This is a genomic window from Paenibacillus sp. FSL R10-2736 (assembly GCF_038000245.1).
In the GTDB taxonomy this organism is placed as follows: Bacteria; Bacillota; Bacilli; order Paenibacillales; family Paenibacillaceae; genus Paenibacillus_AQ; species Paenibacillus_AQ phytohabitans.
This window is the reverse complement of record NZ_JBBOBN010000001.1, coordinates 968,500-991,907: the sequence shown is the minus strand read 5'-3', so window position 1 is coordinate 991,907 and position 23,408 is coordinate 968,500. Positions and strand designations below refer to the sequence as shown.

The 23,408-nt window shown below is 50.3% G+C and carries 18 protein-coding genes and 1 pseudogene; 5 read left to right on the top strand and 14 right to left on the bottom strand.

Annotation, left to right across the window (positions count from 1 at the left end; genetic code table 11):
- Nucleotides 1-260 precede the first annotated feature (260 nt).
- From NSQ73_RS04375 to NSQ73_RS04310, 14 genes and pseudogenes are all read right to left on the bottom strand, one after another.
- Complete coding sequence (locus NSQ73_RS04375; protein ID WP_340985496.1) at nucleotides 261-1,979, bottom strand: beta-N-acetylhexosaminidase family protein; 1,719 nt, start codon at nucleotides 1,977-1,979, stop codon at nucleotides 261-263.
- Nucleotides 1,980-2,043: 64 nt separating this feature from the next.
- On the bottom strand, nucleotides 2,044-3,783 hold the full coding sequence (locus NSQ73_RS04370; protein WP_340985495.1) for a family 10 glycosylhydrolase: 1,740 nt from the start codon (nucleotides 3,781-3,783) through the stop codon (nucleotides 2,044-2,046).
- Between the two features lie 44 nt (nucleotides 3,784-3,827).
- Complete coding sequence (locus NSQ73_RS04365; protein ID WP_340985494.1) at nucleotides 3,828-5,462, bottom strand: extracellular solute-binding protein; 1,635 nt, start codon at nucleotides 5,460-5,462, stop codon at nucleotides 3,828-3,830.
- 34 nt (nucleotides 5,463-5,496) lie between these two features.
- The gene (locus NSQ73_RS04360) at nucleotides 5,497-6,387 is read right to left on the bottom strand and encodes a carbohydrate ABC transporter permease (RefSeq protein WP_340985493.1); all 891 of its coding nucleotides are present in this window, start codon (nucleotides 6,385-6,387) and stop codon (nucleotides 5,497-5,499) included.
- A 91-nt stretch (nucleotides 6,388-6,478) separates the two neighbouring features.
- The gene (locus tag NSQ73_RS04355; protein ID WP_042139731.1) at nucleotides 6,479-7,405 is read right to left on the bottom strand and encodes an ABC transporter permease; all 927 of its coding nucleotides are present in this window, start codon (nucleotides 7,403-7,405) and stop codon (nucleotides 6,479-6,481) included.
- Nucleotides 7,406-7,429: 24 nt separating this feature from the next.
- Nucleotides 7,430-8,728, bottom strand: coding sequence for a 6-phospho-beta-glucosidase (locus tag NSQ73_RS04350; RefSeq protein ID WP_340985492.1), 1,299 nt, complete (start codon nucleotides 8,726-8,728; stop codon nucleotides 7,430-7,432).
- Nucleotides 8,713-9,702 carry an N-acetylglucosamine kinase gene (locus tag NSQ73_RS04345; protein ID WP_340985491.1) on the bottom strand — a complete coding sequence of 330 codons (990 nt, stop codon included), beginning with the start codon at nucleotides 9,700-9,702 and terminating at the stop codon, nucleotides 8,713-8,715. The genes NSQ73_RS04350 and NSQ73_RS04345 overlap by 16 nt, the downstream gene beginning before the upstream one ends.
- Nucleotides 9,703-9,722: 20 nt before the next feature.
- On the bottom strand, nucleotides 9,723-10,712 hold the full coding sequence (locus NSQ73_RS04340) for a LacI family DNA-binding transcriptional regulator (RefSeq protein ID WP_340985490.1): 990 nt from the start codon (nucleotides 10,710-10,712) through the stop codon (nucleotides 9,723-9,725).
- A 230-nt stretch (nucleotides 10,713-10,942) separates the two neighbouring features.
- Nucleotides 10,943-11,206 (bottom strand): hypothetical protein, encoded by a 264-nt coding sequence (locus NSQ73_RS04335; RefSeq protein WP_340985489.1) that lies wholly within the window; start codon nucleotides 11,204-11,206, stop codon nucleotides 10,943-10,945.
- Between the two features lie 165 nt (nucleotides 11,207-11,371).
- Nucleotides 11,372-11,471, bottom strand: a pseudogene (locus NSQ73_RS04330) (LuxR C-terminal-related transcriptional regulator); the annotation flags it as partial.
- 104 nt (nucleotides 11,472-11,575) lie between these two features.
- Entirely contained in the window at nucleotides 11,576-12,640 is a 1,065-nt protein-coding gene (locus tag NSQ73_RS04325; protein WP_340985488.1) for a serine hydrolase domain-containing protein, read from the bottom strand.
- 77 nt (nucleotides 12,641-12,717) lie between these two features.
- Entirely contained in the window at nucleotides 12,718-13,632 is a 915-nt protein-coding gene (locus tag NSQ73_RS04320; RefSeq protein WP_340985487.1) for a phosphotransferase, read from the bottom strand.
- A gap of 244 nt (nucleotides 13,633-13,876) precedes the next feature.
- Entirely contained in the window at nucleotides 13,877-14,440 is a 564-nt protein-coding gene (locus tag NSQ73_RS04315; RefSeq protein ID WP_340985486.1) for a DUF402 domain-containing protein, read from the bottom strand.
- A 921-nt stretch (nucleotides 14,441-15,361) separates the two neighbouring features.
- Entirely contained in the window at nucleotides 15,362-15,586 is a 225-nt protein-coding gene (locus tag NSQ73_RS04310; RefSeq protein WP_019908812.1) for a helix-turn-helix domain-containing protein, read from the bottom strand.
- Between the two features lie 477 nt (nucleotides 15,587-16,063).
- On the opposite strand from NSQ73_RS04310, the gene NSQ73_RS04305 reads away from it, so the two are divergent.
- The 5 genes from NSQ73_RS04305 to NSQ73_RS04285 all read left to right on the top strand — a co-directional run bounded on the left by NSQ73_RS04305 (nucleotide 16,064) and on the right by NSQ73_RS04285 (nucleotide 22,555).
- Entirely contained in the window at nucleotides 16,064-17,041 is a 978-nt protein-coding gene (locus tag NSQ73_RS04305) for a LacI family DNA-binding transcriptional regulator (RefSeq protein WP_340985485.1), read from the top strand.
- A gap of 708 nt (nucleotides 17,042-17,749) precedes the next feature.
- Complete coding sequence (efeO, locus tag NSQ73_RS04300; protein ID WP_340985483.1) at nucleotides 17,750-18,676, top strand: iron uptake system protein EfeO; 927 nt, start codon at nucleotides 17,750-17,752, stop codon at nucleotides 18,674-18,676.
- A 5-nt stretch (nucleotides 18,677-18,681) separates the two neighbouring features.
- Nucleotides 18,682-20,031: an iron uptake transporter deferrochelatase/peroxidase subunit gene (gene efeB / locus NSQ73_RS04295; RefSeq protein WP_340985482.1), complete on the top strand. Its 1,350-nt coding sequence runs from the start codon at nucleotides 18,682-18,684 to the stop codon at nucleotides 20,029-20,031.
- Complete coding sequence (locus NSQ73_RS04290; RefSeq protein ID WP_340985481.1) at nucleotides 20,028-20,246, top strand: hypothetical protein; 219 nt, start codon at nucleotides 20,028-20,030, stop codon at nucleotides 20,244-20,246. The genes efeB and NSQ73_RS04290 overlap by 4 nt, the downstream gene beginning before the upstream one ends.
- 491 nt (nucleotides 20,247-20,737) lie before the next feature.
- Nucleotides 20,738-22,555, top strand: a complete 1,818-nt coding sequence (locus NSQ73_RS04285) for an FTR1 family iron permease (protein WP_340985480.1) — start codon at nucleotides 20,738-20,740, stop codon at nucleotides 22,553-22,555.
- The last annotated feature ends 853 nt before the right edge of the window (nucleotides 22,556-23,408 follow it).

The following is a 23,408-nucleotide window of genomic DNA, read 5'->3' as shown; positions in this document are numbered from 1 at the left end:
CCTCGATTACCTTAATAGCTTCAATTTACCACTCCTTCAAAAATAGATTGTGATTTCATTCACTTTTTCATATTACAAAAATACAAATACCAAAAAACCTCCCCCACCCCGAAAGGGTAAGGGAAGGCTTAAACGTGTCGTCTGAAGCACGGCCACTATATTTCCAGCTCCGCAAGCTTGATCAGACAGGGGAGCCGTTTACGCACGGCTTATTACGTTTCTGCTTGGCACTGTGCTCTGGGGATATTGTGCTCTGCCGATTATATTCCAGCCTCCGCATCCAACGTCAGCCGGTATCCGTTCTTTCCTTCCCTGGCAGCAAATCCCCAGGCCTCGGCGGCTCTCCAGGCCGGATCACTCCCCAGCCGGACCTCAAAGGCCTGACATGCTTCGGCCCGCTTGCGCAATTCTTCATCGGCTCCGGGCAGAGGCGTCCCGGTAACCTTCTGCCGCAAGGCTCTCCACAGCTCTACATCCGCCAGGGCTCTTTGCAGCCAGGGCCCTGCCTCTTCCTTAAACTTGGAATTCTCCATTTCAAGTAACCGGTAGGAGACGCTCTCCAGGCGGTCGAAATACGCGTCAAGCCAGTGGATATCTTTTCTCTGCAAGGCCACTTTAAGTTCCTCATACCCGCCGCTATAGAGCTGGCTATTTAGATTCTGGCTGCAGAAGAACATCATATCCTCTGCCAGCTCTCCGGCGAATTCCCGGACCGACAGCTCCCAGGAAAGCTCCGGCATATAACGCTCACTGTTCCACATGTAGTGGGCCATTGTATTCAGCGTAATCTTGGAGCATTCCCATTGAATCATCGGATTCGCTACCACTGCCTGATGTCCGGTCTGACCAAGCTGCGAATAACGTCCGCGAACCGGGTCCAGAAACAGCCGGTCGTAGTCGGCATCATTGACGGGAATGTTATCCCACAGCCACAGCTCATGTCCGTAATAGCAGTAATTATTCCGTGCATCCCTGCTTCCGACTTGCCGGGCGAAGACCGAAGAGCCGGTCCAGAATATCTTGATGTCCGTATGCAGCTTCTCGCGGATATCCCGCTTATATTCGGTATCCCAGTTGGACCAGTACTCTGAGGGGCACATCACCAGAGTAATCTTCTGCAATTGACGGCTTAAATACTCATAGACACGGTTTGCCACATAGGCATGCGCCAGTCCGGAGCGCTCCAGGTAATGCAGGTTCTCCCCTGACAATGCGTAGTCGATGTCGTCCATCAGCAGGGCGAAATGCCGGACACCGATGGCGATCATCGCTCTCAGCTTCGCTTCCAGACTGGCAAAATCGTCTTCACTGCGAAACTGCAGATCGTTCCCCGGACTAATGCAATAATAGAAGTCCACCAGCTGGGCATCGCATTCCTGCTTCAGCTCACGAATCTGGTCAAACATAGCCTCAGGATAAGGCTCACGCCACAGCTCACGGTGATAGGGATCATCCTTGGGAGCATGCATGAAGGCATTCATGCGGTGAGCCGCCAGATAACGCACAGCATCTATCCGGTCGTCAAAGCTCCACGGCGTGCCATAGAAGCCCTCAATAATGCCGCGGACCGGAAAAGAAGGCTCATCGTGAATTGTAGCCACGGGCAACCGGCACTTACCTTCATCTATACTCAGCAGCCGGTGCAGAGCATCCATCCCATACCTTAGTCCTCTCTTATTGGAGGCAGCTATTGTAATTTTGCCGTCCATACGGATGTCCATCCGGTAGCCATCCGCCTTAAGCGACCCCTCATATTCAAGCTCCAGCGTGGCATTGCCCGGTGCGGGTGCCTCTCCTTCTTGCGGCGGTTCAATAATTACAATCGGGCCATCCGCAGCAAGCGGCCACTCCCACTTCTGGATCATGGAGAACTTTGAAGTCAGCCCGATTCTCAGCTGCTGCCCTTCCAGCACCAGCTCCTCACCCTGATCGTAGTAGTCCCGGAAGTAATACTGCCGTTCCCGTAGCGGCATAGTCATATTCACGCCTCCTTCAGCCTCACTATATAGCTCATATTGGTTCTCCCGGCTCTCAGGCTTAGGCTTAATCCGTAACCTTCACATTTCCAAACACGGCCTTGCCCCGCGAATCATTCCCCGGATTGCTGAGGGCTATGCCGATATACACCTTGCGTTTCATGGGGATCTGAACCGTTCCGACTGTCTGCCAGCTGCTCCCGTTTGCCGAAATCGACCCTTTGAACGTATTTCCGGTTCTGGTCAGCTTCAGCCATTTCGGAGCCGAGGCGGCCGCAGTATGGTCGGTCATATCGCCTGCGGTTTCAGCACGATACTGGAAGGTCGCCCCATTCCCGGGGGTAAGCATCATATCCGCGTGCTTCGAATTATGGACCAGGGACTCCCGGACCATAATGCCGGCCTTGGCCCAGCCGTCCAGCCAGCTGGTGGACTGCACCTTAACAACAATCTCCGCATTGCCGCTCACGGGCTGGTATATATAATTCAGCTGATCCGCATTCCCCCAAATATCCGTCGAGCTGCTGCTGAGTGTAAATTGCTTATTGGAAGCATTGTAGGTGGCATTCCCCGGCATGGAACCGATATTCCGCGCCTTCCACACGGCGGGCAGCTGGGCCGGATAATCTTGCTCTACCGGAGCTGTCCAGCCTGGAGTCGGCCAGGTCTCACGTTCATGGATGTTCGCTAGCTCATCTTCCGGCCAGGCCCCGTAGGCAAAGAACGACAGGCGCTTCACGTCCGGATAATTCTCGCGGATGCCTTTGTAGACCTCCTGATATTGATCATCGGTCCAGTCATTATCCAAGGTGGCTACGATGTCCGCAGCACTGCCGCTGATCCGGTCGCTCGTATCCTTCAGGATGCCGTAGGAAGTGCTGTATACCCAATCACTGTTGAACTCCCAGTCATCGAAGTACGCCATCGGCGCGACAAAGTCGATCTCGTCCTTGAACTTGGCTACATTCTGTCCAACCTCTGTAAATTCCGGCGGCAAAATATACACACCAAGCTGCACATCCGGATTCGAGGATGCGGAAATATCCTCACGGATATCGCCTACATACTGTCCAATTTGTTCGGTTCTCCATTCGTTCCACTGCTGACGCTGCGGCGAATCCGTATCAAAGTCAATGCTGAGCGGCGAATACCCGAACTCCGCCTGATACTTTGCAACCGTATAATCACTGACGTCCATGTTGTAATTGTCGAAGCGGATCCAGTCCAGCACAACACCGTCCACATCATAATTCTCAATCACTTCCTGAATGATGGAACGCTCATACTGCTGCACTTCATGATGAATTGGATTGACGAAATATTCGTTGCCGTTTGAGCCTGTAAACGGAGTCTGAACCCCGTCCACCAGCGCCTGCATCTGCCATTCATCGTGAGCCAGGAAGGCCTGCTGGTCATGGAACTGGGGAATCCAGGCATGAACCTTGATTCCTGCGGCATGAGCTGCCGTAATGACAGCCTGCAGGGCATCGAAATTCTGGTAGCCCTGAGCAATGGGCGCGATATCACTCTGATAAAATACACTGCCGGACGGAACCTCATCATCTTCATCCTGCTTCACGTTCATGCTGATGACATCGACCCCGTAGCTGGTGGACAGACTGATGAAATTCTGGACATCCGCCATGTTCTTGAACTGGTTCACGGTCCGTACAATCACTTCCGTCTCAAAAGGGGGATTGCTCCCCTCCTCGGCCTGGGCCGGCAAGGGAAGGGAACCACCCGCTACCGAAGAAACCAACACGATACCCAACACTGCCATGAACCCCGATCTCAGTGCAAATGTCATAATCTCGCCTCCACATCATAGTCTTATTGAACTTCTAACAAGAGTTATTTCGTAGCGTTGATTTTCTTAACATTCTCCTGCCACTTTTCAGTTCTGAACTCTAGCAGCTTATCTAGCCCTGCTTTTGCGGTGTTCTTTCTTGCGGTATCCAGTGCCGCCAGCACCTCTTCATCCGACTTGGCCTGAACCATCTGGGCGTAAGCAAGGGTATAGATATCCGCGACATTCTGTGCGATGATGCCGGTCTCCGTATCGGGAAGCGGGTCGGTATTTACGAATTCTGTAATGTCCAGCGCGGTTTGCCAGGTCACTGTGGACTGCGCCACGGTCTCCCATGATTTCTGGTTCGCCGAGAGCAGCGCCTCGAGGCTCATTTTCGCCGTATCAATGAAGGTCGTATTCCCGGCCCAGTTAAAGTCCTCGAATTTTCTCATCGTATCCGTACGCTCATTAGCCGGGGTAGTTTTGTATTTCTCGTTCGGAATGGGCGCTCCATCCGCGTCCTCTTCATCCCAGTATAAGCCCTTAGGGCCGAAGAACAGCACCTTCTGTCCCTCCGGACCCGTAATCCAGTCAAAGTAAGCGAAGATAGCCTCCGGGTCCTTGGCCTTTTTCGTAATAACACTGACGTTCCAGCCCAGCGTCTCAAAGCCGCTTACAAATACTTTTGTCCTGTCTACTCCGACTTTATGGATCGGCCAAATAATCTCATAACCGCTGTCCGGATGGCTTGCTGTCAATGCCCGGTGTCCTTCAGCTCCATACGTAGTGATATTGGATTCGACCATGACCGCTACCCGGCCGGTATTGACCTTTTCCTTGACTGCATCCTGGGTTTGCTGCAGCGCATCCTGCGTAATCAGCCGTTCACGGTACAGCTTATTGATATACAGCACCATCTCCTCGTAAGCGGGATCGTCCAGGATAGATGTCAGCTTGTCGCCTTCCGGATGCCCCATGAGTGTAACGAACTTGCTGGTGGAGTTCTCCCTGAAGCCGCCATACATAATTTCCAGACCTGCCCCCTTCTCCCCAACCTCCAGAGGAACTACATCCGGGTACTTATCTTGCACCATGAGCAAATACTGATATAAGTCATCAAAAGTCTCCAGCGCCGGTCTGCCGAGTGCGTTATAAATATCCTTATTCACCATCCACCCGCCGTTGCCGAATTGCCCGGAGGTATACCAGTTCGGGATCTGATAGATTTGCCCGTCATCTGAACGGAGCAGATTCAGGGTCGATTCCTTCACATATTTCTTGAAGTTCGGATATTTCTCATAATATTCATCCAGTGCAACGAGCTGCCCTGCCTGCACCAGCCGTTCTACTGAGGACCCCCGGTCCGTAAAAATAACATCCGGCAAATCACCGCCGACGATCATCGTGTTGAGCTTTTCTCCGGCTGCTCCTCCGGATTGTATCGGTTCAACCGTAACCTTGCGGTTCTCCTGAATCCACCTCGTCGCCTCGTTCTCCCCCCAGGGTGAGGTCGTAAGCCAGTCGTAGTTTCCATAGAAGCTGAAGGTAACAGGCTTGATCCCGCTGCCGTCATCCGGGGCTGCCCCGGTATTCAGATTGTTCTGCGAAGCGTCAGAATTCCCACCTCCGCTGCAGGCAGCGAGCAGAAGCACCAGCGAAGTCAGCAACAGAGCTACCCATTTCAGGCGTTTGCGCATTCTTTTCCCTTCTTTCTACGTAATATGGACACTGCTATTCTTTCAATGAACCGATCATTACGCCCTTCACAAAGTACTTTTGGAGAAAAGGGTACGTCAGGATAATCGGAATGGTAGCGACCATCATCGTAGCCATAGTCAGTGACTTCGTGGTAATCGTCCGGTTCCGGTTCATATGATCCAGCGCGATCGCATTCGAGGAGCCAATCTGGGTCATAATGTTCGAGTTCATCACCTGCCGCAGCAGCGTCTGTATAGGAAGCAAGTGATCCTTGGTAATATAGATCGCTCCCGTAAACCAGTCGTTCCAGTAACTTACTGCGGTGAATAAAGATATCGTGGCCAGAACCGGGCCGGAGACGGGAATCACGATCCGGAAGAAAATGCCGTAGTTGCTGCTGCCGTCGATTTTGGCTGATTCCTCCAGTCCCTCAGGTAAAGCGCTGAAGAAGGTGCGGATGACAATCATGTTCCAGACGCTGATGATGCCGGGGATAATCAGAACCCAAAAGGTGTCCAGCATGCCCAAAGAGCGAATTAGTAAGTAACTGGGGATAAGCCCTCCGCTGAAGAACATCGTAATCATGAAGAACACCATATATTGTTTGCGGAAAAGCAAAGACTTCTTGGACATGCCGTAGGCTAACAGGGCGGTGAAGAAAACGGATAATGCTGTGCCGGCGAGCGTTCTAAGAATGGTGATCAGAAAAGAATTCAGCAGGCGGTCATCCTGAAACACAATATAATAATTCTCCAGGGTAAATGCTCTTGGCAACAGGGTTACACCGCCGAGCGCCGTATCACTGCCCAGATTAAAAGAAATGACTAACGCGTTCCAAAACGGGTACAGCATGAGTAGCGCCAGCAGTGTCAAAAGGATATAAATAGTCCGCTGCATCACTTTGTCGCCCAGGCTTAGTCTCATTGTTCACCCCTCCTAAAAGGTTTATGGAGCATTACTTACAGTCGAACATCGCAATTTAAACTTGACTGGAAGCATTCGCTATGAGTAGTACCTACCAGAGACTAACATTTGCCCGGCGGGCGATTGTGTTGGCCGTCACCAGCAGAATGATACTGATTACCGCTTTGAACAGCCCTACAGCTGTCGCATAAGAGAATCTGGCATTTAATATCCCAACACGGTATACATAGGTGTCGATAACATCGGAGTAGGGGCGCAGGATCGGATTGGTTGCCAGCAGCAGAATGTCCTCGAAGCCCGCACTGAGCAGACTGCCGATGGCAAGAATCATAAAGATGACAATAATAGGGGTAATGCTGGGGAGTGTAATCAGGTGAATTTGCTTAAACCGGCTTGCTCCGTCTATAGAAGCGGCCTCATATAGGGTCGGATCAATACCTGCTATCGCAGCCAGATAGACAATGCTCCCAAACCCGACTTCCTTCCACACATTTACACTTACCAGAATGGACCAGAAGTACTTGGGTACCGCCAGGAAGTTAATGGGCTCCCCGGCCAGATTGAACCGCTCCAGCACATAGTTCACCGTTCCGTTATCTACGGATAGCAGCGAAAATACGAAACCGGATACAATAACCCAGGACAGGAAATAAGGCAGATAGCTGACGGTCTGGATCACACGTTTAAAGCCCATATGACCGACTTCATTCAGCATCAGCGCAAGCAGAATCGGGGCAGGAAAAGAGATAATCAATTTGAGCAGGCTAATCACAATCGTATTTCGCATCACATTCCAGAACTCCGGGGCCTCGAAGAACATTCTGAATTGCATAAGTCCAACCCAGGGGCTCTTCATCATGCCGCTAAAAATATCGTATTGCTGGAACGCCATCACTACGCCATACATAGGAATATAGCTAAAAATGAATACAAAGATAATGCCCGGCCAAACCATGGACTGCAAATCCAACTGACTGGTAAATCTCTTCCACCTGCTCGCTTTTCCGGCCGTGTTCATCCGCTTTACCTCCTCTGGACGATTCTAGTGAAATAACGGTAAATACGGTTTGTTCTTCTCCAGCATTTCATCCAGCAGCTGTTCAGCTACGGTGACTGAAGGCATGAGCGGATGATGGACCATAGCCTGCAGAGCCACATCCCGGTCTCCGTGCACAGCCGCCTCGATGGTGAGGCTCTCATATTGCTTGACCGCAGCCAGCAGGCCTCTGACGGACTGAGGAACTCTGCGCAGCGGAATCGGCAGCGGCCCCTGCTTGGTGACCACACAATTCACCTCAATGGAGGCATCGTCCGGCAGGAAGTCAATAATTCCGTTATTCCTTACATTCAGCGTCTGGATATCGCGGGAATCATTATGAATGGAGCGCATCAGCAGCACTGCCGCCTCCGAGTAATAGGCTCCGCCGCGCTGTTCCAGCTGCTTCGGCTTCTCCTTCAGCTCTAGGTTCCGGTACAGCCCAAACAACTCTTCCTCCACCTTCTTCACAACCTCAGCGCGTGATCCGGTCGTTGCCGCTGCTTCCTTCTGTTCCGCCAGCATCTCGTCTGTCATATAGTAATAGCTCAAGTAATACGAGGGAATGGCCTGCAAACTGTTCAGAAACCGGTGGTCCCAGGCATCAAACGGCACATTGCCTGCCTTGTAGCTCCCGGGGTAATCAATAAGCTCCTGCAGCTTGCTCTTCCCGTCAATCACGACATCGGATACCCAGTGCAGGTGGTTGATGCCGACAAACTCCGCATAGATCTTCTCCATGGGAAGTCCGAAGAACCCCGAGAGCCACTTTTGGAAACCGATCGGCGAGTTGCACAGGCCTACGCTTTTGACCGATGAATATTTGTGGACAGCTTCAGTCACCATTCCGGCCGGATTCGTGAAATTCAGCAGCCAGGCATCCGGGGCCAGCTCCTCGATATCCCTGCAAATATCCAGAATAACCGGGATGGTCCGCAGGCCTTTCATCATTCCTCCGGGACCGGTCGTCTCCTGACCGATGACACCGTATTGAAGCGGGATCAATTCGTCCCATTTGCGCGCCTCCAGCATGCCTACCCGGATCTGCGTGCAGACGAAATCCGCTCCGGCAATGGCTTCCCTGCGCTCAAGCGTCTCTACTACAGTAATCGGCAGTCCGGACTGTGCAATCATGCGCTTGCTCAGCTCCGCAATCGTATGTAGCTTCTCCCTGCCCTCCTCAATATCCACCAGCCATATTTCGCGGATGGGAAGCTCCTGGTGATGCAGGATGATCCCTTCAATTAATTCAGGTGTATACGATGACCCCGCTCCGATGACAACCAGCTTCAATGTTTCTTCCATGACAATTGCCCCTCCTTACCCTCTGATAGATGATTAAGAACCTCCTGATTCACATGCATACCGCTGTTTTCCATCGCCAGAATGACCGACCCTACAACCGGCTCACGTGTTAGAATCCTTAAAGTGCCGTTCGGAGCCGCCAGCTTCAATCTTCGCTCAATGGCCCGCCGGATGATGCCTGAGCGGTCTCCCTTGGTCAGCAGGCTGCCTGCAAGCACGATATCGAAGACGTCTTCCTCCATGGCCAACCGGCGGATGGCCGATGCCGCTGCCAAACCCAGCTCATCCCCTTGCTTGACCAGCAGCCCGGTGGCAACAGGGTCCCCCTCCTCTGCCGCTTGAAACAACAGCTCCGCAATTTGGGGAGGCAGGTCTCTGAAATGGTCGAGGTAATCCTCTCTTAACTCTGAAACGGTGGTATAGCCCAGCAATTGAGTTAAGCGTTTGCTTAGCACTGTCTCCATTTCTCTTCCGTCATCCGCCCTGAGGACGCTGCGGAATACCTCCATACTCAGATCATAGCCGCCGCCAAAATCCCCGAACCGGTAACCGAAGCCGCCGCATTGATATGCAGCACCCGCCGGATTTTTCCCACTGCAGTTCACGCCCGATCCGCAAATCAGCACGATCCCATAGTTCTTCTCTGTACCTGACCGCAGCGCATTCCAGGTATCGCAGGAAATCTCCGTCCGGGGAAGGCCAAGGCTGCCGATGATCGGCCGCAAAATTCTAAAATCAGCCTCTCTGTCCGCTCCCGCCAGTCCGAACCAGGAGTAATCCAGCTGATCACGGGTCAGCCCTGAAGCCGTAATGGCTTCCGATACGGCCTGGTGCAAGCTGTCCGCCGCCTGCTCACGGTTTAGCTGATGATTCCCGTTCCCGCTTTTGCCTGCACCCATGACCTTCCCCTGTTCGTCTGCAATCATTGCGCAGGTCTTACTTCCACCTGCATCCACTCCCAAGAAATACTTCACAGATGATTCACTCCTATAATTCAAGTTAATCTGACAGATGCGGTGGATTCACGAATGAGCAGCTGAGGAGCGAGCTTCGTTACAGCGGGCTGCGTCACCTCCCCGTTGATCAGTTTCAGCAGTAATTCAACGCCTATATTGCCCATTTGCGCCTCGGGCTGCCTGACTGTCGTGAGCCGCGGGTAGAATTCACCTACGAACTGCTGATCATCAAAGCCGACCACGGAGATATCCTGCGGTACCAGAATTCCTTCCTCACGCAGGGCTTGAACAACCCCGAGCGCAATAAAGTCGTCTCCCGAAAAAATGGCTGTCGGCAGCTTATCCTCGCGAATCCATCTCTTCGCTACCTCATAACCGCTGCTTACCGTAAATCCGCAATATTCCGTGCCGAAGGGCGTTAGCCCCGCTTCATCCAGCGCCTGGACATACCCCCGTTTGCGCTCCGTTACACTCAGAAACACCGAAGGGCCGCCGATATAGGCGATCCGGGTATGCCCAAGACCAATCAAATGCTTAGTAGCCTCATACCCTCCCTGATAGTTATCAACGAGTACACTCGGAACATCCTCATGCTGAAACTGGTTATCCAGCAGGACAACCGGAATGTTTTTTCTTTTCAGCTCCTCCACGTATTCCTTCTCCTCAAGCGGAGACAACAGGAGAATCCCGTCCACACGGTCCTTCTGGAACAGGAAGTTCACACCGTCATCCTCATTCTCGGCTATGGACAGGGCCAGGAAGTACCCTTGCTCAGCCAGCTTCCGGTTCACCACGCGAATCACGCGGTCATAGAAAGAATCGTTAAAGTTGGTAATCGACATCCCAATGACTCCAGTCTTGCCGCGAACCAGACTACGCGCTGCTGAATTGGGCTGATAATTCAACTCCTCAATCGCATTCAGCACTTTCTGGCGGTTGCCCGCACGTACAGAGGGTGAATTGTTTAGAACTCTGGATACGGTCACTACAGAGAGCCCCGACTTCTTGGCTACATCATGAATATTCATTTAAGCATCTATGCCTCCAAGCTCAAAAGTTTAATCGATTTAACTTTCAGGGTAATAAAAAAGAGTAACTCCTCTCGCAAAAACTGCGTCCTAACTGAAAATCGAACATTAGATGTGAGTTTTCTCTTTATCCAAAACTTCAAAACCGTTCTTAAAGTTTAAAGGTTTATACTTTAATACGAATATACAACCATTCCCAATATCCGTCAATCTATAAAATGCAGCCAATCTTAATTCTTCTGGAATTCTGATCGCCGTCTCACTCTCATCAGAGGGTCTTTACGCAGACAAATAATGCACTCCTTGTTAGAGGTGTGATAAACAATGCTGCCAGGCTCAGTGCTGAAAAATTCTTTGTTGGCATCCTCCTCAGGAACTGCACGAACAGGTGCTACTTGCGTTATAATTTTCTTATCATCTTCTTCATGGTAATCAAGAATGGATAGCAAGACAAATTGGTCAGGAAACAACTCTCTTACTTGTTGCCATTTCATTCCTTTAACCTCCCGACTTATTTAGAATATAAATGACTTTGATGATTTTATTTTATCATATACTGAGATTTAATCCGTATTCCTGCTCCCACTTACAACAAAAAACCTCCCCTCACCCCGAAGGCTAAAGGAAGGCTTAAACGCGTCACCCCTGAAGCACGGCAGCTATATTTTCAGCTCCCCAAGCTTGATCAGCCAGGGCAACCGCTTGCGAACGGCCTTTTACGTTTAATTTTTGCATGACGTTCGTGGTGTGGTTTGAAATACACTGATAATCTAGGCACTGGTAAACTGATTGTTGATATTAAGGAAATCACCTAATCAAAAGACGGTAACGGTAACGTAATTTAACTATCGTTCCCCGTTAGTTCATGACTTTTCACTACTTAGGATGGCTTCAAATATTTTTTTGCCTGTAGCGTCTATCATAGTTCCTTGAGAAGGCTCTTTTTTAGTAATCCATTTCATTAATTGAGCAACATAATAATCCATAAGAGAATTCGAGAAAAAAGAATAATTGGATAGCAATACAATTCCTACATGGAGTTCCTTGTTGAAAGCTAGATAACTGTTAAAACCAGCTGAACCCCCATTATGCCAGAGGATACCTTTATCCAGGAGTTTATCCTCACCCCAGCCAAAATAACGGTTTGAATTTCCGATCCATATAGGGATATGACTTTTTTGGAGTGTAGAGGCTATCGGATTATCATCATTTAGATTGGCTTGGACAAATAAACTCAAATCGTTAACCGATGACTTAATCCCCCCAGCTCCTTCATGTATAGAGAGATCCCAGTGAGGGACTCTCTTCCCAGTTGAAGCATGTCCATTCAAAAACCTTCTATTCTGTTCTGAATCAAGTGTAACGGCTGTCTCATTCATCTTTAATGGGCTCGTTATGTATTTTTTTAACAGTTCATCATACTTGCTTCCTGACACCTTGCATAGAATATTCCCCAGTAAGCCCACACCGATATTGGAATATTCAAATGAACCAATACTATCCGTGTAGTCAGCAATAGATAGAAAAGCAGTTAAATCTTGCTCGGTATACATTGAATAAGGATTCGATCTTTTTTTTGCCAGATTGTGGTTTGTTGCCAACATAGGTAAACCAGAGGTATGAGTAGCAAGGCTTTTCAAGGTAATCTTATTCAAATAATCGTTTTTAACGTTTGGCACAAACTTACCAACCATATCATCCGAGGAGAGCAGTTTTTCCCGTTCCATTTCTAATAAGAGAATGGATGTGAAAACTTTGGTTATGGAGCCGATTTCAAACAACATATGCTCAGGAGGAATCGTACTTCTCTTTTTATTATTACTGAACGAAAAGTATTCAATACCGCCCTCTCTAATAATCCCGATCGCAAGATGTAGGTGTTTCTTATCTTTCGTGTAATCTGAAACAAAATTATGTAAATCCTTCATAGTAACAGCTACTCCTTTTAGTTTTATGATGCTTACAAAAATCCTCGGTATTAAACACTATATTAAGATAACTTCTATTAATCAGCGAGCGCTCGTGTAATATTCGCTTTTGCTTCATCAGCTACTCTTTCATCTTTGTCGTCAATTGCTTGCATTAATATTAACATCGGAATATACACAGCAATCAAACGAGCTAATAACTTCGTCTCTTGATCCACTTCCCCATATTCTCTGAAAAACTCAGTACGAGCATGATAAGGCAAAAAGCTATAAACAACATTCAAATCACAGGCAGGGTGACCAATATTCATATCTCCCCAGTCAATAATTCCTGAAACTTTTCCATTCTCGTCCACCAACATATTTTTAAAATGAAGATCACCATGAAGGAATACGTTCCTTTGTTTTACTTGGTCTGTTTTAAGCTGCACCAAATAATGAGCAATTGCAGAATGTTCTTCCTCCTTAATATGAATTTTCAGATCGGACAAGAATTTTAGCATTTTTTCTTTTCGTAATGCTATATCTGTGAGATTCCTGTGGTCATGTTGAATACCGTTTTCTTGAGCCACCTGTACTGGAAATGCATGCAATCTTTTTAAAAAATGCGCGAGTGTCGCTACCGATAATGTGCGTTGCTCATCAGTTAATCCAATTGGAAACATTCCCGATAAATATGGATAACCAAGAAATGGTGCAGGATAGTCACTATTCCCTTCACCTAAAAAAAGTGGTTTCGAATAAGGGATAGAAATAAAATCCTCAAGCTTCGGTAATATCTTCGCTTCCATTTTTAACGAATCAATAGCAACTTTTCTTCTTGGAAAACGAAAAACATATTCGTCTCCAGCAAGGAAAACTGTATTATCCCAACCATAACCTAGTCTTTTGATTTCTTTAGACGATAACTGTGGAAACTGACTACTTATTAATCTTTGGGCCAATTCCTCTGAAATTTCCCAATCTGCATCCCATAAATTCGAACTTCCCATATACCTTCCCCTAACAATTGGCGTTTTAATAATGACATGCAAACATGAAACAGTATTATTTTACCACTAAAATTTCATTGCGGTTGGTATTAAACAGTTATAGGAATTAACTCTCGAAACTGCCCTATAGTACATTTAAGTAACCTGTATCCACCACGCTATTCTGCCCGTTAGTGAGCAAAGGCAGCCGATCCACTGACCGACTGCCTTTGTGTCGTTATTGAGCTATCGTTTCCCGTTTAGTTTAAAAGTTACCCTTTCGTTCTAGCTTTTGGTACAGTAATTCCTTATGATCTTCTGATAGCTTTAATAAAGCGAAATCATCACGCTCGATTAGTTTTCTGACCTTAATTGATTCCTCACAGGCTAAATCATATAGATTCTTATCTATAATTCCGTTGATTAAAGCTTCTTCCAGTTCATCCGTGTCCTTTATAATTAATTCACCAGACGGTAACACAATTAAATCCAGAAACAAATCGTCCATCCACGGTACATTATTCTCGCTAACTCCATTTCGGGAACAAATATCGATGTACCACTGTACGGTACTGCCTTTTGAATCAAACATTGTTGTTACCGAATGGTTACGATCAGAAGGGAATTGCTGAAGCCATAAATAGCCATCATCAACAATGCAAAACTTTTCTCCGTGATATTTAACGTAAAGTGGGTCCGATACTTTGATAATCCGAAGGAGGGTGACATATCCATTGAAGCTATCCGATTCGATAAAAGACTGAGCGTATTCCCTAATTAAAACACGCTGCCAATCTGAACGGTCCCCGAACTTTCTCTTCAGCACCATTTCTCTCCCCCTATCTTCTTTGCTTTCAGCTTAATATTTTCCCATTTTAAGAAAAATGACTTATTTGAACTAAACTGTCCGTTAGTTTAATTATGAGTCCCTAAAGTCCATACATTCTTGAAGTATGTCTCGATTCCTTAATCCTCTAAAATTTGCATATTCTTAGCTGTTCTAAGCTGAGAATCAACTATACCAGGAAACTCGAGTAGATCGAATGCAACTTTTTGACCTTCTTTGAGAAACCGAAAGCCGTTCGGTAACCTATTTGAGTCTGGTAGTATTTTGCTAAAGGGTGCAAAACATGGTTACCATCCTGCCCGTCTAGCATTATCCGTCCGTAACCTTCATCTTCTTTGAACCAATTGACGATCCCCCATCTGGTGTTCGGGCAATCTAAACTGGTCTCTTTTTAAGAGGGTCTCATGGTCAGTCCATAAAACCACATAGACGACATTTAGGGTTAACTCCTTTACTTTATCTTTCAGTCAATAAGACTCAAGATATTATTCCAAATGAGGGTCAACTCCGATTTGCTTTCCCAAGGTTTCTGACGCCCACTACTGTGCATATGGCTTACATCATCAACTGATATATAAGCACTGTTGTTTAAAACGTTAAACCAATGTACTTGAAGTTGTTGACTTCCCGACTCCTGCTGGTCCTGACAATATATATACTGTTTGCATTAACGTTCCCCTCTTCCTGTAACTGAAAAATCATAATATGGCATATTATACCATAATCATTGAAGAGAATTATTATGCTAAACTGCGCATGACAAGGAGCTGCTCTGCCACTCTTTATCGAAGGAACTTCATATGCCATCGATATCACGTGTCACCCTTCCTCCACAACAAAAAACCTCCCCTCACCCCAAAGGATAAGAGAAGGCTTAAACGCGTCACCTCTGAAGCACGGCAGCTATATTTTCAGCTCCCCAAGCTTGATCAGCTCGACAACCGCTTGCGAACGGCCTTTTACGTTTAATTTTTGCATGACGTTGGAAATGTGGTTGCGGACGGTTTTTTCGCTAATGAATAACAGTCCTGCAATATCCCGTGTAGTTTTGTCCTGCACTAGAAGCTCGAATACTTCGCGCTCACGATGCGTCAACAGAAATTTGCTATGATGTTCGTTCCCTTTCAATGGTGTCACCCCTCCTTGCTCTGGGTTTGTTTGGTATAACAAGGTAAAGGGATACAGTCAAACCATACTATGTAGGGTGGCAGTTAATGGTGCTGTTGCAGCATTAATTTGGGCGGGGACAGACGCGGATCGCGGACAACCCTGGTATTCCTGACCAAAACGCATAATAAAAACGGCTTCAGCTCCTATCGTTAAGGGCGTCATCCGTTGGGGCAAAGTCTATAGAAAGCACGCTGCTAAGTAATGATTAGGCAGAAAATGTTGCTGTGAATCCGTCCGCCCGCAGCGTTAAGCCGCAAACTTTACCGGTCCGTCACGCCCTTTCGGTCACGCCGGCTTAATCCGGTAAGGCTGCTAACAACCCCAGTGTAATTTATGAAATGGATTCCATAGCAAGCTTTTTTATATGCGAAAATGTGAAAATTTCTATGGTAAAATAAAACCATTCCAATTCTGACTCGGGGGGCAGCATACGCCATGGCTAATATTAAAGAAATCGCCCGGATTGCCGGAGTTTCCGTAACGACCGTCTCGCGGGTGCTGAATAATCATCCTTATGTCAGCAAAGACAAAAGAGCCGCCGTCCTCGATACGATTGAGCAGTTAAACTACACCCGCAATATGAACGCCGTCCACCTGATTACTGGCCGTACCGGTACAGTGGCGGTGATTCTTCCGTATATCAATGCTTTTTATTTCTCGATTATTATGAATGGTCTTGCCCATGAGGCACTGCTCGCGCAATACCGGCTGATCCTGTGCCAGAGCAATTATTTGGCGGATGAAGAGATTAAAGTGCTGGAGATGCTGCGCAATAAAGAAATCGACGGTGTGATCATTGTATCGACTGCGCTGAAGCCCGAAACGATTGAGGAGTATACCGCGTACGGTCCGGTTGTAACCTGCCAGGACAGCGGGCAGCGCCGTTATTCCTCTGTATATATTGAGCATTATGCGGCTTTCAAGCAGGGGCTGCAGTATTTGAAGGGCAAAGGGTACCGCACCATCGGCTATTGCGAAGGCAGGCAGAATGGCAGCAGCGCCTCTATCCGGCAGACTGCCTTTCGCGAATTCATTGCTGAGCACAAGCTGGTTTTTCAGGAGGAATGGATGATCTATGACTGCACGACGGAAGAAGACGGTGCGGCCGTGGCACGATTGCTGCTGGAGATGCCGGAGCGGCCTGAAGCTATGATTATTACCGGAGATCATGTGGCAGCCGGACTGATGATTGAGGCGCGCAAAGCCGGTCTTAGTATCCCCGGAGACCTCGCTGTCATGGGCTTCGATAACCAGCCGATCGGCCGGTTGCTGGAGATCACCACCATAGATAACCACCTGTATGAGATGGGTGCATCCGCCTTCCGTATTATTCATGAGCAGATTAGCTCAGACAACCCTGACCCGGTCTACCGCAAGCTGGATTACCGGATTATTGAGCGGTCCACGGTGTAGAATCAGTAATCTGCGATCACTGCTTGTTTCCTAACCAATCGGTCAATTGCCGGCAGGTACGCGGAATAATTCGTGCTGAGTTAATCCAGCGTAGTCTCGAATGCTTTAAACTTCAATGTGGCGGAACGTTTAAAAAACATTGCGTATACCAGGCATTCCGCCGGGGATTACGCTGTTGTCTCTGGGATACCCGGCAGCAGAGCGAGCTTAGAGTAAGATAATTAAGTTTTGCTTCAGCCTGTAAAGGCATAATGTTGTACGTAGTGCAACTCCGGTTCATGGATACCCGAGTGTCCGGGAGGAATGTTGTACGGAATACAGGAATTCCCCCGATCTTCTGCTGGAACAAGAGGAATTGCTGCCTTTTCTACAACAATTCTTGATTTAGGCCGTTGTTATGAATAAATTGTTGTATTTCGTGCAGGAATCAAGTAGAAACAGCTATGCTGTCTGTTTAAAGGACGGTACCGTTTCAGGGGAACTTGAAGGATAAGTTATCATATGAAAAAGTATATATTCCTATATACTCAAAAAAATAAACTGCATCTTCCGCCTGTCGGGAGGCGTTTTTTGGTGTTTTAATTGTGCGGGTCAGCATGGATATGATAATTATCACATTTTTATTGACAGGTACTGGATGGGGATTTATGATAGGTCCATCATTGATAACGATTATCATTTACATAAACAAAAGGGGTGTCCAACAGAATGAAGATAGGTTATGCAGTACCCGCGGGTTTGCTTGCGGCTTCCCTCCTGTTTGCCGGCTGTGCAAGCAATGATAACAATAATAATGGCAACAACGGCAATAACAGCAATACCTCCGGGAATAATGCCGCAGCCCAGACGGGCAATGGGTCAACCGGTGCACCGGCCGCAACTGCAGATTCAACTGCTGCTGGCGTTACGGCGGATTTCACCACGGCCATCGACGAGTACCGGAAATATGTAATTGAACAATGCGACGAATTCGTGAAACAGACCGAAGGCTTCACCGATGCGGTGAAAGCAGGCAAGCTTGAAGACGCCAAAGCGCTGTATGCTCCGGCACGCATGTATTATGAACGGATTGAGCCCATTGCTGAAGCGCTCGGAGATCTGGACCCCAATATTGATGCCCGCGAGAACGATGTTGACGCTGCGGACTGGCGCGGCTTCCACAAGATTGAACAAGCCCTCTGGCAGAACAATACCACAGATGGAATGACTGATGTCGCGGACCGTTTGCTGAAGGATGCGCAGCTGCTGCGTGCCAAGGTGGAAACCGCTGAGATTGATGCCAACCTGCTCGTTACCGGAGCTGTGGAGCTGCTGAATGAAGTATCCTCCTCCAAAGTAACCGGTGAAGAGGAACGTTACTCCCACACGGATTTGTATGATTTTGTCGCCAATGTACAAGGTGCCCAGAAGATCTATGAGCTGCTGAAACCCGAGCTGGCCAAAAAAGACCCTGCGCTGGAGCAAACGATCGGCGAGCGCTTCACGGCACTGCTGAATGAGCTGGCGCCATTTAAATCCGGTGACGGCTACGTTTCCTACGAAACGCTGAAAGAAGCTGAGGTCCGGACGTTAAGCCAGAATCTGGACGCCTTAGCTGAGCCTCTATCCAACATGGGAACTATTCTGGGAGTGTGACCGGTATGAAAAAGAAAGACAGGACTTCCCGGGAAACTCCCGCGACAGAGAGCGTTCTCTCCAAGGATGCTTCTAAAGATCAGCTATTATTCGATAAAAAACTAAGCCGCCGCGATATGCTGCGGCTTACTGGCGCCTCCGGACTCGGCCTGCTGCTCGGCGGCGGCGGGGTAGGCAGCATTCTGGCGGCACGCAAAGCAGCCGGGCAGCCGGGCCAGACACTCTCTTCCCCGCAACACGCGGGAGCGGACATTATTCCATTCTACGGGAACCATCAGGCGGGAATCATTACGCCTGCGCAGAATTTCCTGTGCTTCGCCTCGTTTGATCTGACAACGACCAAGCTCAGCGAGGTCAAAAAACTGCTGGAGGCCTGGACCACCGCCGCCGCTGCCCTTACTGCCGGTACGCTGATCGGCAGCGTGAACGACAATCCCAATCTTCCGCCTGCCGACACCGGCGAGGCCGATGGTCTTACCCCCTCCAAATGTACGCTTACCTTCGGGGCGGGTCCTTCCTTCTTTGACAGCCGGTTCGGACTGGCTGCGAAACGGCCGGCCTCCTTCACCGATCTCCCGGCATTCACGGGAGATAGCCTGGAGCCGCAGTGGTGCGGCGGCGATCTCTGTGTGCAGGCCTGCGCCGACGATCTGCAGGTAGCGTTCCATGCCATCCGCAATCTGGCCCGCATCGCCCGGGGCACAGCCGTGCTGCGCTGGACGCAGGAGGGCTTCCAGCGCAGCGGCAGCGCCGACCCGGCAGGCGGCACACCCCGTAATCTGCTCGGCTTCAAGGACGGCACGGGTAATCCCAACGTCACCGATGACGCCGAGATGCGAAGTGTCGTCTGGAGCGGAAGCGGCGATGGCCCCGCCTGGATGAACGGCGGCACGTATCTCGCACTGCGCCGGGTACGCTTTCGCATTGAGGTCTGGGACCGCTCTACGCTGAGCGATCAGGAAGCAACGTTCGGGCGTCACCGGCAGAGCGGCGCTCCGATTGGAGCGCGGGATGAATTCGCCGAGCTGAATCTGGAGGCGGCGGATGCCAGCGGCAAGCCTGTCATTCCTCCGGATTCCCATTCAGCCCTCGCCCATGGGGACGGCTCGGTCAAAATGCTGCGGCGCTCCTACTCCTATTCGAGCGGCATGGATCTCAAAACCGGACAACTGGATGCAGGACTGGTATTTATCAGCTTCCAGAAGGATCTGGTGAAGCAGTTCGTAAGCATTCAGCAGCGTCTCTCGAAGAATGACCGGCTGAATGAATATATGGTCCATACCGGCAGCGCCGTATTCGCCTGCTTCCCCGGTGTACGGGAAGGCGGTTATATTGGGGAGACGCTGCTGGGGTGACGGACATTGGAAGGACTGCCCGGATTCAGCGTGAGGAATTGACGCTGAATTCGGCGCTGGATACATCCGGGTTCGTAAGGCTGCGCAGTGTGACCAGAAACAGCGGGATGAACGATGTGGGATGGATGTTCAGGGACGGATGTTCAGGGACAAATAATCCGGAGCAGACTGGAGATTTGAGAACAGGAAAGTGTGTCGCGGAAGTTGCGGGATGAATGAGATGTGGCACGAACGATCAAGAACAAATATTCCAGAGCAGACTGGAGATTTGAGAACAGGATGTGTGACGGGGAAATTGCGGAAAGAAACGGAGCAGCGGCGGGATTGAGTAAATGGAGGGGCGGCTGGCAGCTGGCACGGCGGCAAACGGAATCAGGCAAAATGTTGCACTGGGTACAACTCGAATACCTAGTTTCCTGCCTATTGGGACGGATTGTTGTATGAAATACAACAATCGCTTCGTTTACCAGCCTGGAACCGGTGGAATGCTGCATTTCATACAACAATTTTAGTTTAGGGGCAATATTTCAAAAGAAATGTTGTATTTCGTGCAGCATTGTTAGCGGAGAATCAGGTACAACAGTTGCTGCCTCCCCGTAGTTCCACTGTTCACTGCTGTAACAACCACGCTTCAGGTTCAACTCTTAAGTCCGCCTTCTATAGAGGAAACATAATAGCATGCTTATTCGCGAAGGGAATGATCCCGATGATCATAACGGTTAAAATCAGTCCATGGCGGCAGATCCGGGCAGCGCTGCTGCTGATCTGCCTGCTTCTGCTGCTGCCCGGCGCGCCGGCTTCTGCGTCAGGCGCGCCGCTCGATGAGCTGCTGCCGCCTGTAGGCAGCGCGCTAGTAGAGGCCGGCCAGAGCCGCTGGGATGCGGCGGCGGCCGATGTAGAATCGTTCGCGGCGCTGTGGCGCAGCGCGAACGAAGGCACGCCGGACTCGGCACTCGCCGGTCCGGCAGCTGAAGTCGACGCCGCGCTGGCAGCCGCGGCGCAGGCCCTTGCGGCCGGCGGCGGAGCGCCCGCCAAGGCCGCCTTGTCCACGCTCGCCAGAAGCGTGGACGCGTACGTCACCGCCGCCGCAGGCGGGGGCGGCGGTGACTCAGGCGCCGCCGGGCGCGCAGCGGCGGCGAAGCTGCTGCCCGCGGCGGAGCGCACGCGGGATGCGGCGCGCAGCGCCGACTGGACGGCGGCGGCGGAAGCCTACCGCGCCGTCGTGAACGGCTGGACGCCGGCGGAGCGCGGCATCCGGGGGGACAATCCCGCCGTCTACGGCCTGCTGGAGACGAAGATGAGCCTGCTGCGCATTGCGCTGCAGGCTCATCCGCTCCGCGAAGAAGCCGCGCAGGCGGAATCTGAGGCGCTGGTTGCGCTTCTGTCCGGCTACAGCGAGGGCAAAGCGGTCGATACAGGTAGTGCACCAGCAGAACCGGCCTCTATTGAAGGGCTGATCAGCTACCTGAACAAAGCTTCAGCCTCTGCCGAAGCCGGAGACAGTCCGGCAGCAGCCACGATAATGGAGCAGTTCATCACAGCTTGGCCGTCAGCAGAAGGCGCCGTACAGATTGCCTCGCCCAAGGTCTATGCCAATATAGAGAATGAAAGCACTGCCGTCACCGGCTATCTGCTCTCCGATCCTCCGAAGCTTGCCGTGGCGCTGGAAATCATGGACAATATGCTCGCCGAGCTGACTCCGCTGGCCGGAGAACAGACGTATACTGCGTGGGATGCGGCACTCATTCTGCTGCGTGAGGGACTCGAAGCGATTCTTGTGCTCGCCGCACTCCTCGCTTATCTGCGCAGGGAAGCAGAACCCGCAGCCCGGCGCTGGGTCTGGTCCGGGGCTGGGGTGGGGCTGGCCGGAAGCATCGGCATCGCCGTGTTGCTAACCTATACCATCTCGCAGGCAGCCTCCGGGGGAGCACGTGAGCTGATCGAAGGTATTGCCGGGCTGGTCGCCGTGGTCATGATGCTCACCGTCGGCCGCTGGCTGCATGGTAAATCCAGTACGGCTGCCTGGAATAAATATGTGGACCGCCAGATGCAGGGTGCTCTCGCCAAGGGCAACCTATGGTACCTGTTCTTCATCGCTGCGCTGGCAATCCTGCGCGAAGGAGCGGAAACAACTATCTTCTATGCAGGTATGGCTCCTGCTATCGCTACTTCCCAGCTGCTGCTCGGGATTGGCGGCGCACTTGCAGTACTGGTCGTTCTCGGCTACGCAATCATTGCACTGAGCGCCAGACTGCCGATTGCCGCCTTCTTCCGCACCGCCACAGTGCTGATCTATTATCTCGTGTTCCGCTTCCTTGGTGAGAGCATCCATGCGCTCCAGGTAGCCGGCAAAATACCGGCACATGCGGAGAGCAGCCTCCCATCCATCGGCTGGCTCGGCCTGTATCCGACCTGGGAGACCTTTGTGCCGCAAATGCTCATTCTCGCTTTCATCTTCTGGGAGCTGCTGCGCGGCAGACAAGCTTCCCGCAGAATGCGCACGCCAAGCCGGTTAACCAAATAAACACTCTAACATACAGCTGTCATATGCGTGAGTGACCTCAAACACGCAGATGACAGCTTCTATTTTGCCAGTCCGCCATATTCATTGTCCCCCTCTACTCCCTGCTCCCTGCTCCCTGCTCCCTACTCACCGCTCACTGCTCTCCAGCTTCTTCCCGCCGCCTTCTGTTCTCTCTTCTCTATTTTCTGCCCTTTGCTTCCTATTATCTGTTCTGCCCTCTCCTTTAACCTTTATTTCTTACCCCAGCTCTCCTTTCTGCCCTTTGTTGTCTGTTCTCTGCTTTCCAACACCTGCTCTCTGTCCTCTGCCACGCTCTGCTTCTTCCTTTTGCCCTTCCTATGATGCCATTGTTAGCTCAAATGCGCCTTCAGCCTCTCCCTGACTGTTACAACCAGCCTGCAAAGGAGAATTAAGTGGAAAAAGGTCACCTAATAATGGAAGAAATCCTGATTACAGCATCACAGTTGGAAAAACAACACTTAATTTCACTCAAATAGCAAACAACGAAGATATGAGTAGAATTAAGTAACATAAATCCACTTAAATTCAACAACAAGCAGAATAAGACTGGTTTAAATGACGAAAATCCAACTAATTCCCCGGCGGACGGACGCATTTCCAGCAATCACATCACTGGCAGACGCTTCTCTAGCAGACGCATCTCCGGCATACGCCTCCCGCAGGCGAGTCACCAGCCAGTACATCCCTCCCCGGCGTGCCATGTTCTCGGCAGACGTGTCCCCCGCAGGCGCCCCCCAATAAGCACCTCCCCAGCTATCACACTTCCAGCCGGCATGTCTCCCGTCCCCTTAGGGCAAACTCACTATTGCATCCTTGGGCGATTTGTTTTATT

What these genes read in the sequence shown, in the direction of transcription:
- efeO (WP_340985483.1), top strand. Translation starts at nt 17,750, where the DNA reads ATGAAGATAGGTTATGCAGTACCCGCGGGTTTGCTTGCGGCTTCCCTC.
- NSQ73_RS04350 (WP_340985492.1), bottom strand. Translation starts at nt 8,728, where the DNA reads ATGGAAGAAACATTGAAGCTGGTTGTCATCGGAGCGGGGTCATCGTAT.
- NSQ73_RS04355 (WP_042139731.1), bottom strand. Translation starts at nt 7,405, where the DNA reads ATGAACACGGCCGGAAAAGCGAGCAGGTGGAAGAGATTTACCAGTCAG.
- NSQ73_RS04325 (WP_340985488.1), bottom strand. Translation starts at nt 12,640, where the DNA reads ATGAAGGATTTACATAATTTTGTTTCAGATTACACGAAAGATAAGAAA.
- NSQ73_RS04335 (WP_340985489.1), bottom strand. Translation starts at nt 11,206, where the DNA reads ATGAAATGGCAACAAGTAAGAGAGTTGTTTCCTGACCAATTTGTCTTG.
- NSQ73_RS04340 (WP_340985490.1), bottom strand. Translation starts at nt 10,712, where the DNA reads ATGAATATTCATGATGTAGCCAAGAAGTCGGGGCTCTCTGTAGTGACC.
- NSQ73_RS04285 (WP_340985480.1), top strand. Translation starts at nt 20,738, where the DNA reads ATGATCATAACGGTTAAAATCAGTCCATGGCGGCAGATCCGGGCAGCG.
- NSQ73_RS04360 (WP_340985493.1), bottom strand. Translation starts at nt 6,387, where the DNA reads ATGAGACTAAGCCTGGGCGACAAAGTGATGCAGCGGACTATTTATATC.
- NSQ73_RS04365 (WP_340985494.1), bottom strand. Translation starts at nt 5,462, where the DNA reads ATGCGCAAACGCCTGAAATGGGTAGCTCTGTTGCTGACTTCGCTGGTG.
- efeB (WP_340985482.1), top strand. Translation starts at nt 18,682, where the DNA reads ATGAAAAAGAAAGACAGGACTTCCCGGGAAACTCCCGCGACAGAGAGC.
- NSQ73_RS04370 (WP_340985495.1), bottom strand. Translation starts at nt 3,783, where the DNA reads ATGACATTTGCACTGAGATCGGGGTTCATGGCAGTGTTGGGTATCGTG.
- NSQ73_RS04375 (WP_340985496.1), bottom strand. Translation starts at nt 1,979, where the DNA reads ATGACTATGCCGCTACGGGAACGGCAGTATTACTTCCGGGACTACTAC.
- NSQ73_RS04315 (WP_340985486.1), bottom strand. Translation starts at nt 14,440, where the DNA reads ATGGTGCTGAAGAGAAAGTTCGGGGACCGTTCAGATTGGCAGCGTGTT.
- NSQ73_RS04305 (WP_340985485.1), top strand. Translation starts at nt 16,064, where the DNA reads ATGGCTAATATTAAAGAAATCGCCCGGATTGCCGGAGTTTCCGTAACG.
- NSQ73_RS04320 (WP_340985487.1), bottom strand. Translation starts at nt 13,632, where the DNA reads ATGGGAAGTTCGAATTTATGGGATGCAGATTGGGAAATTTCAGAGGAA.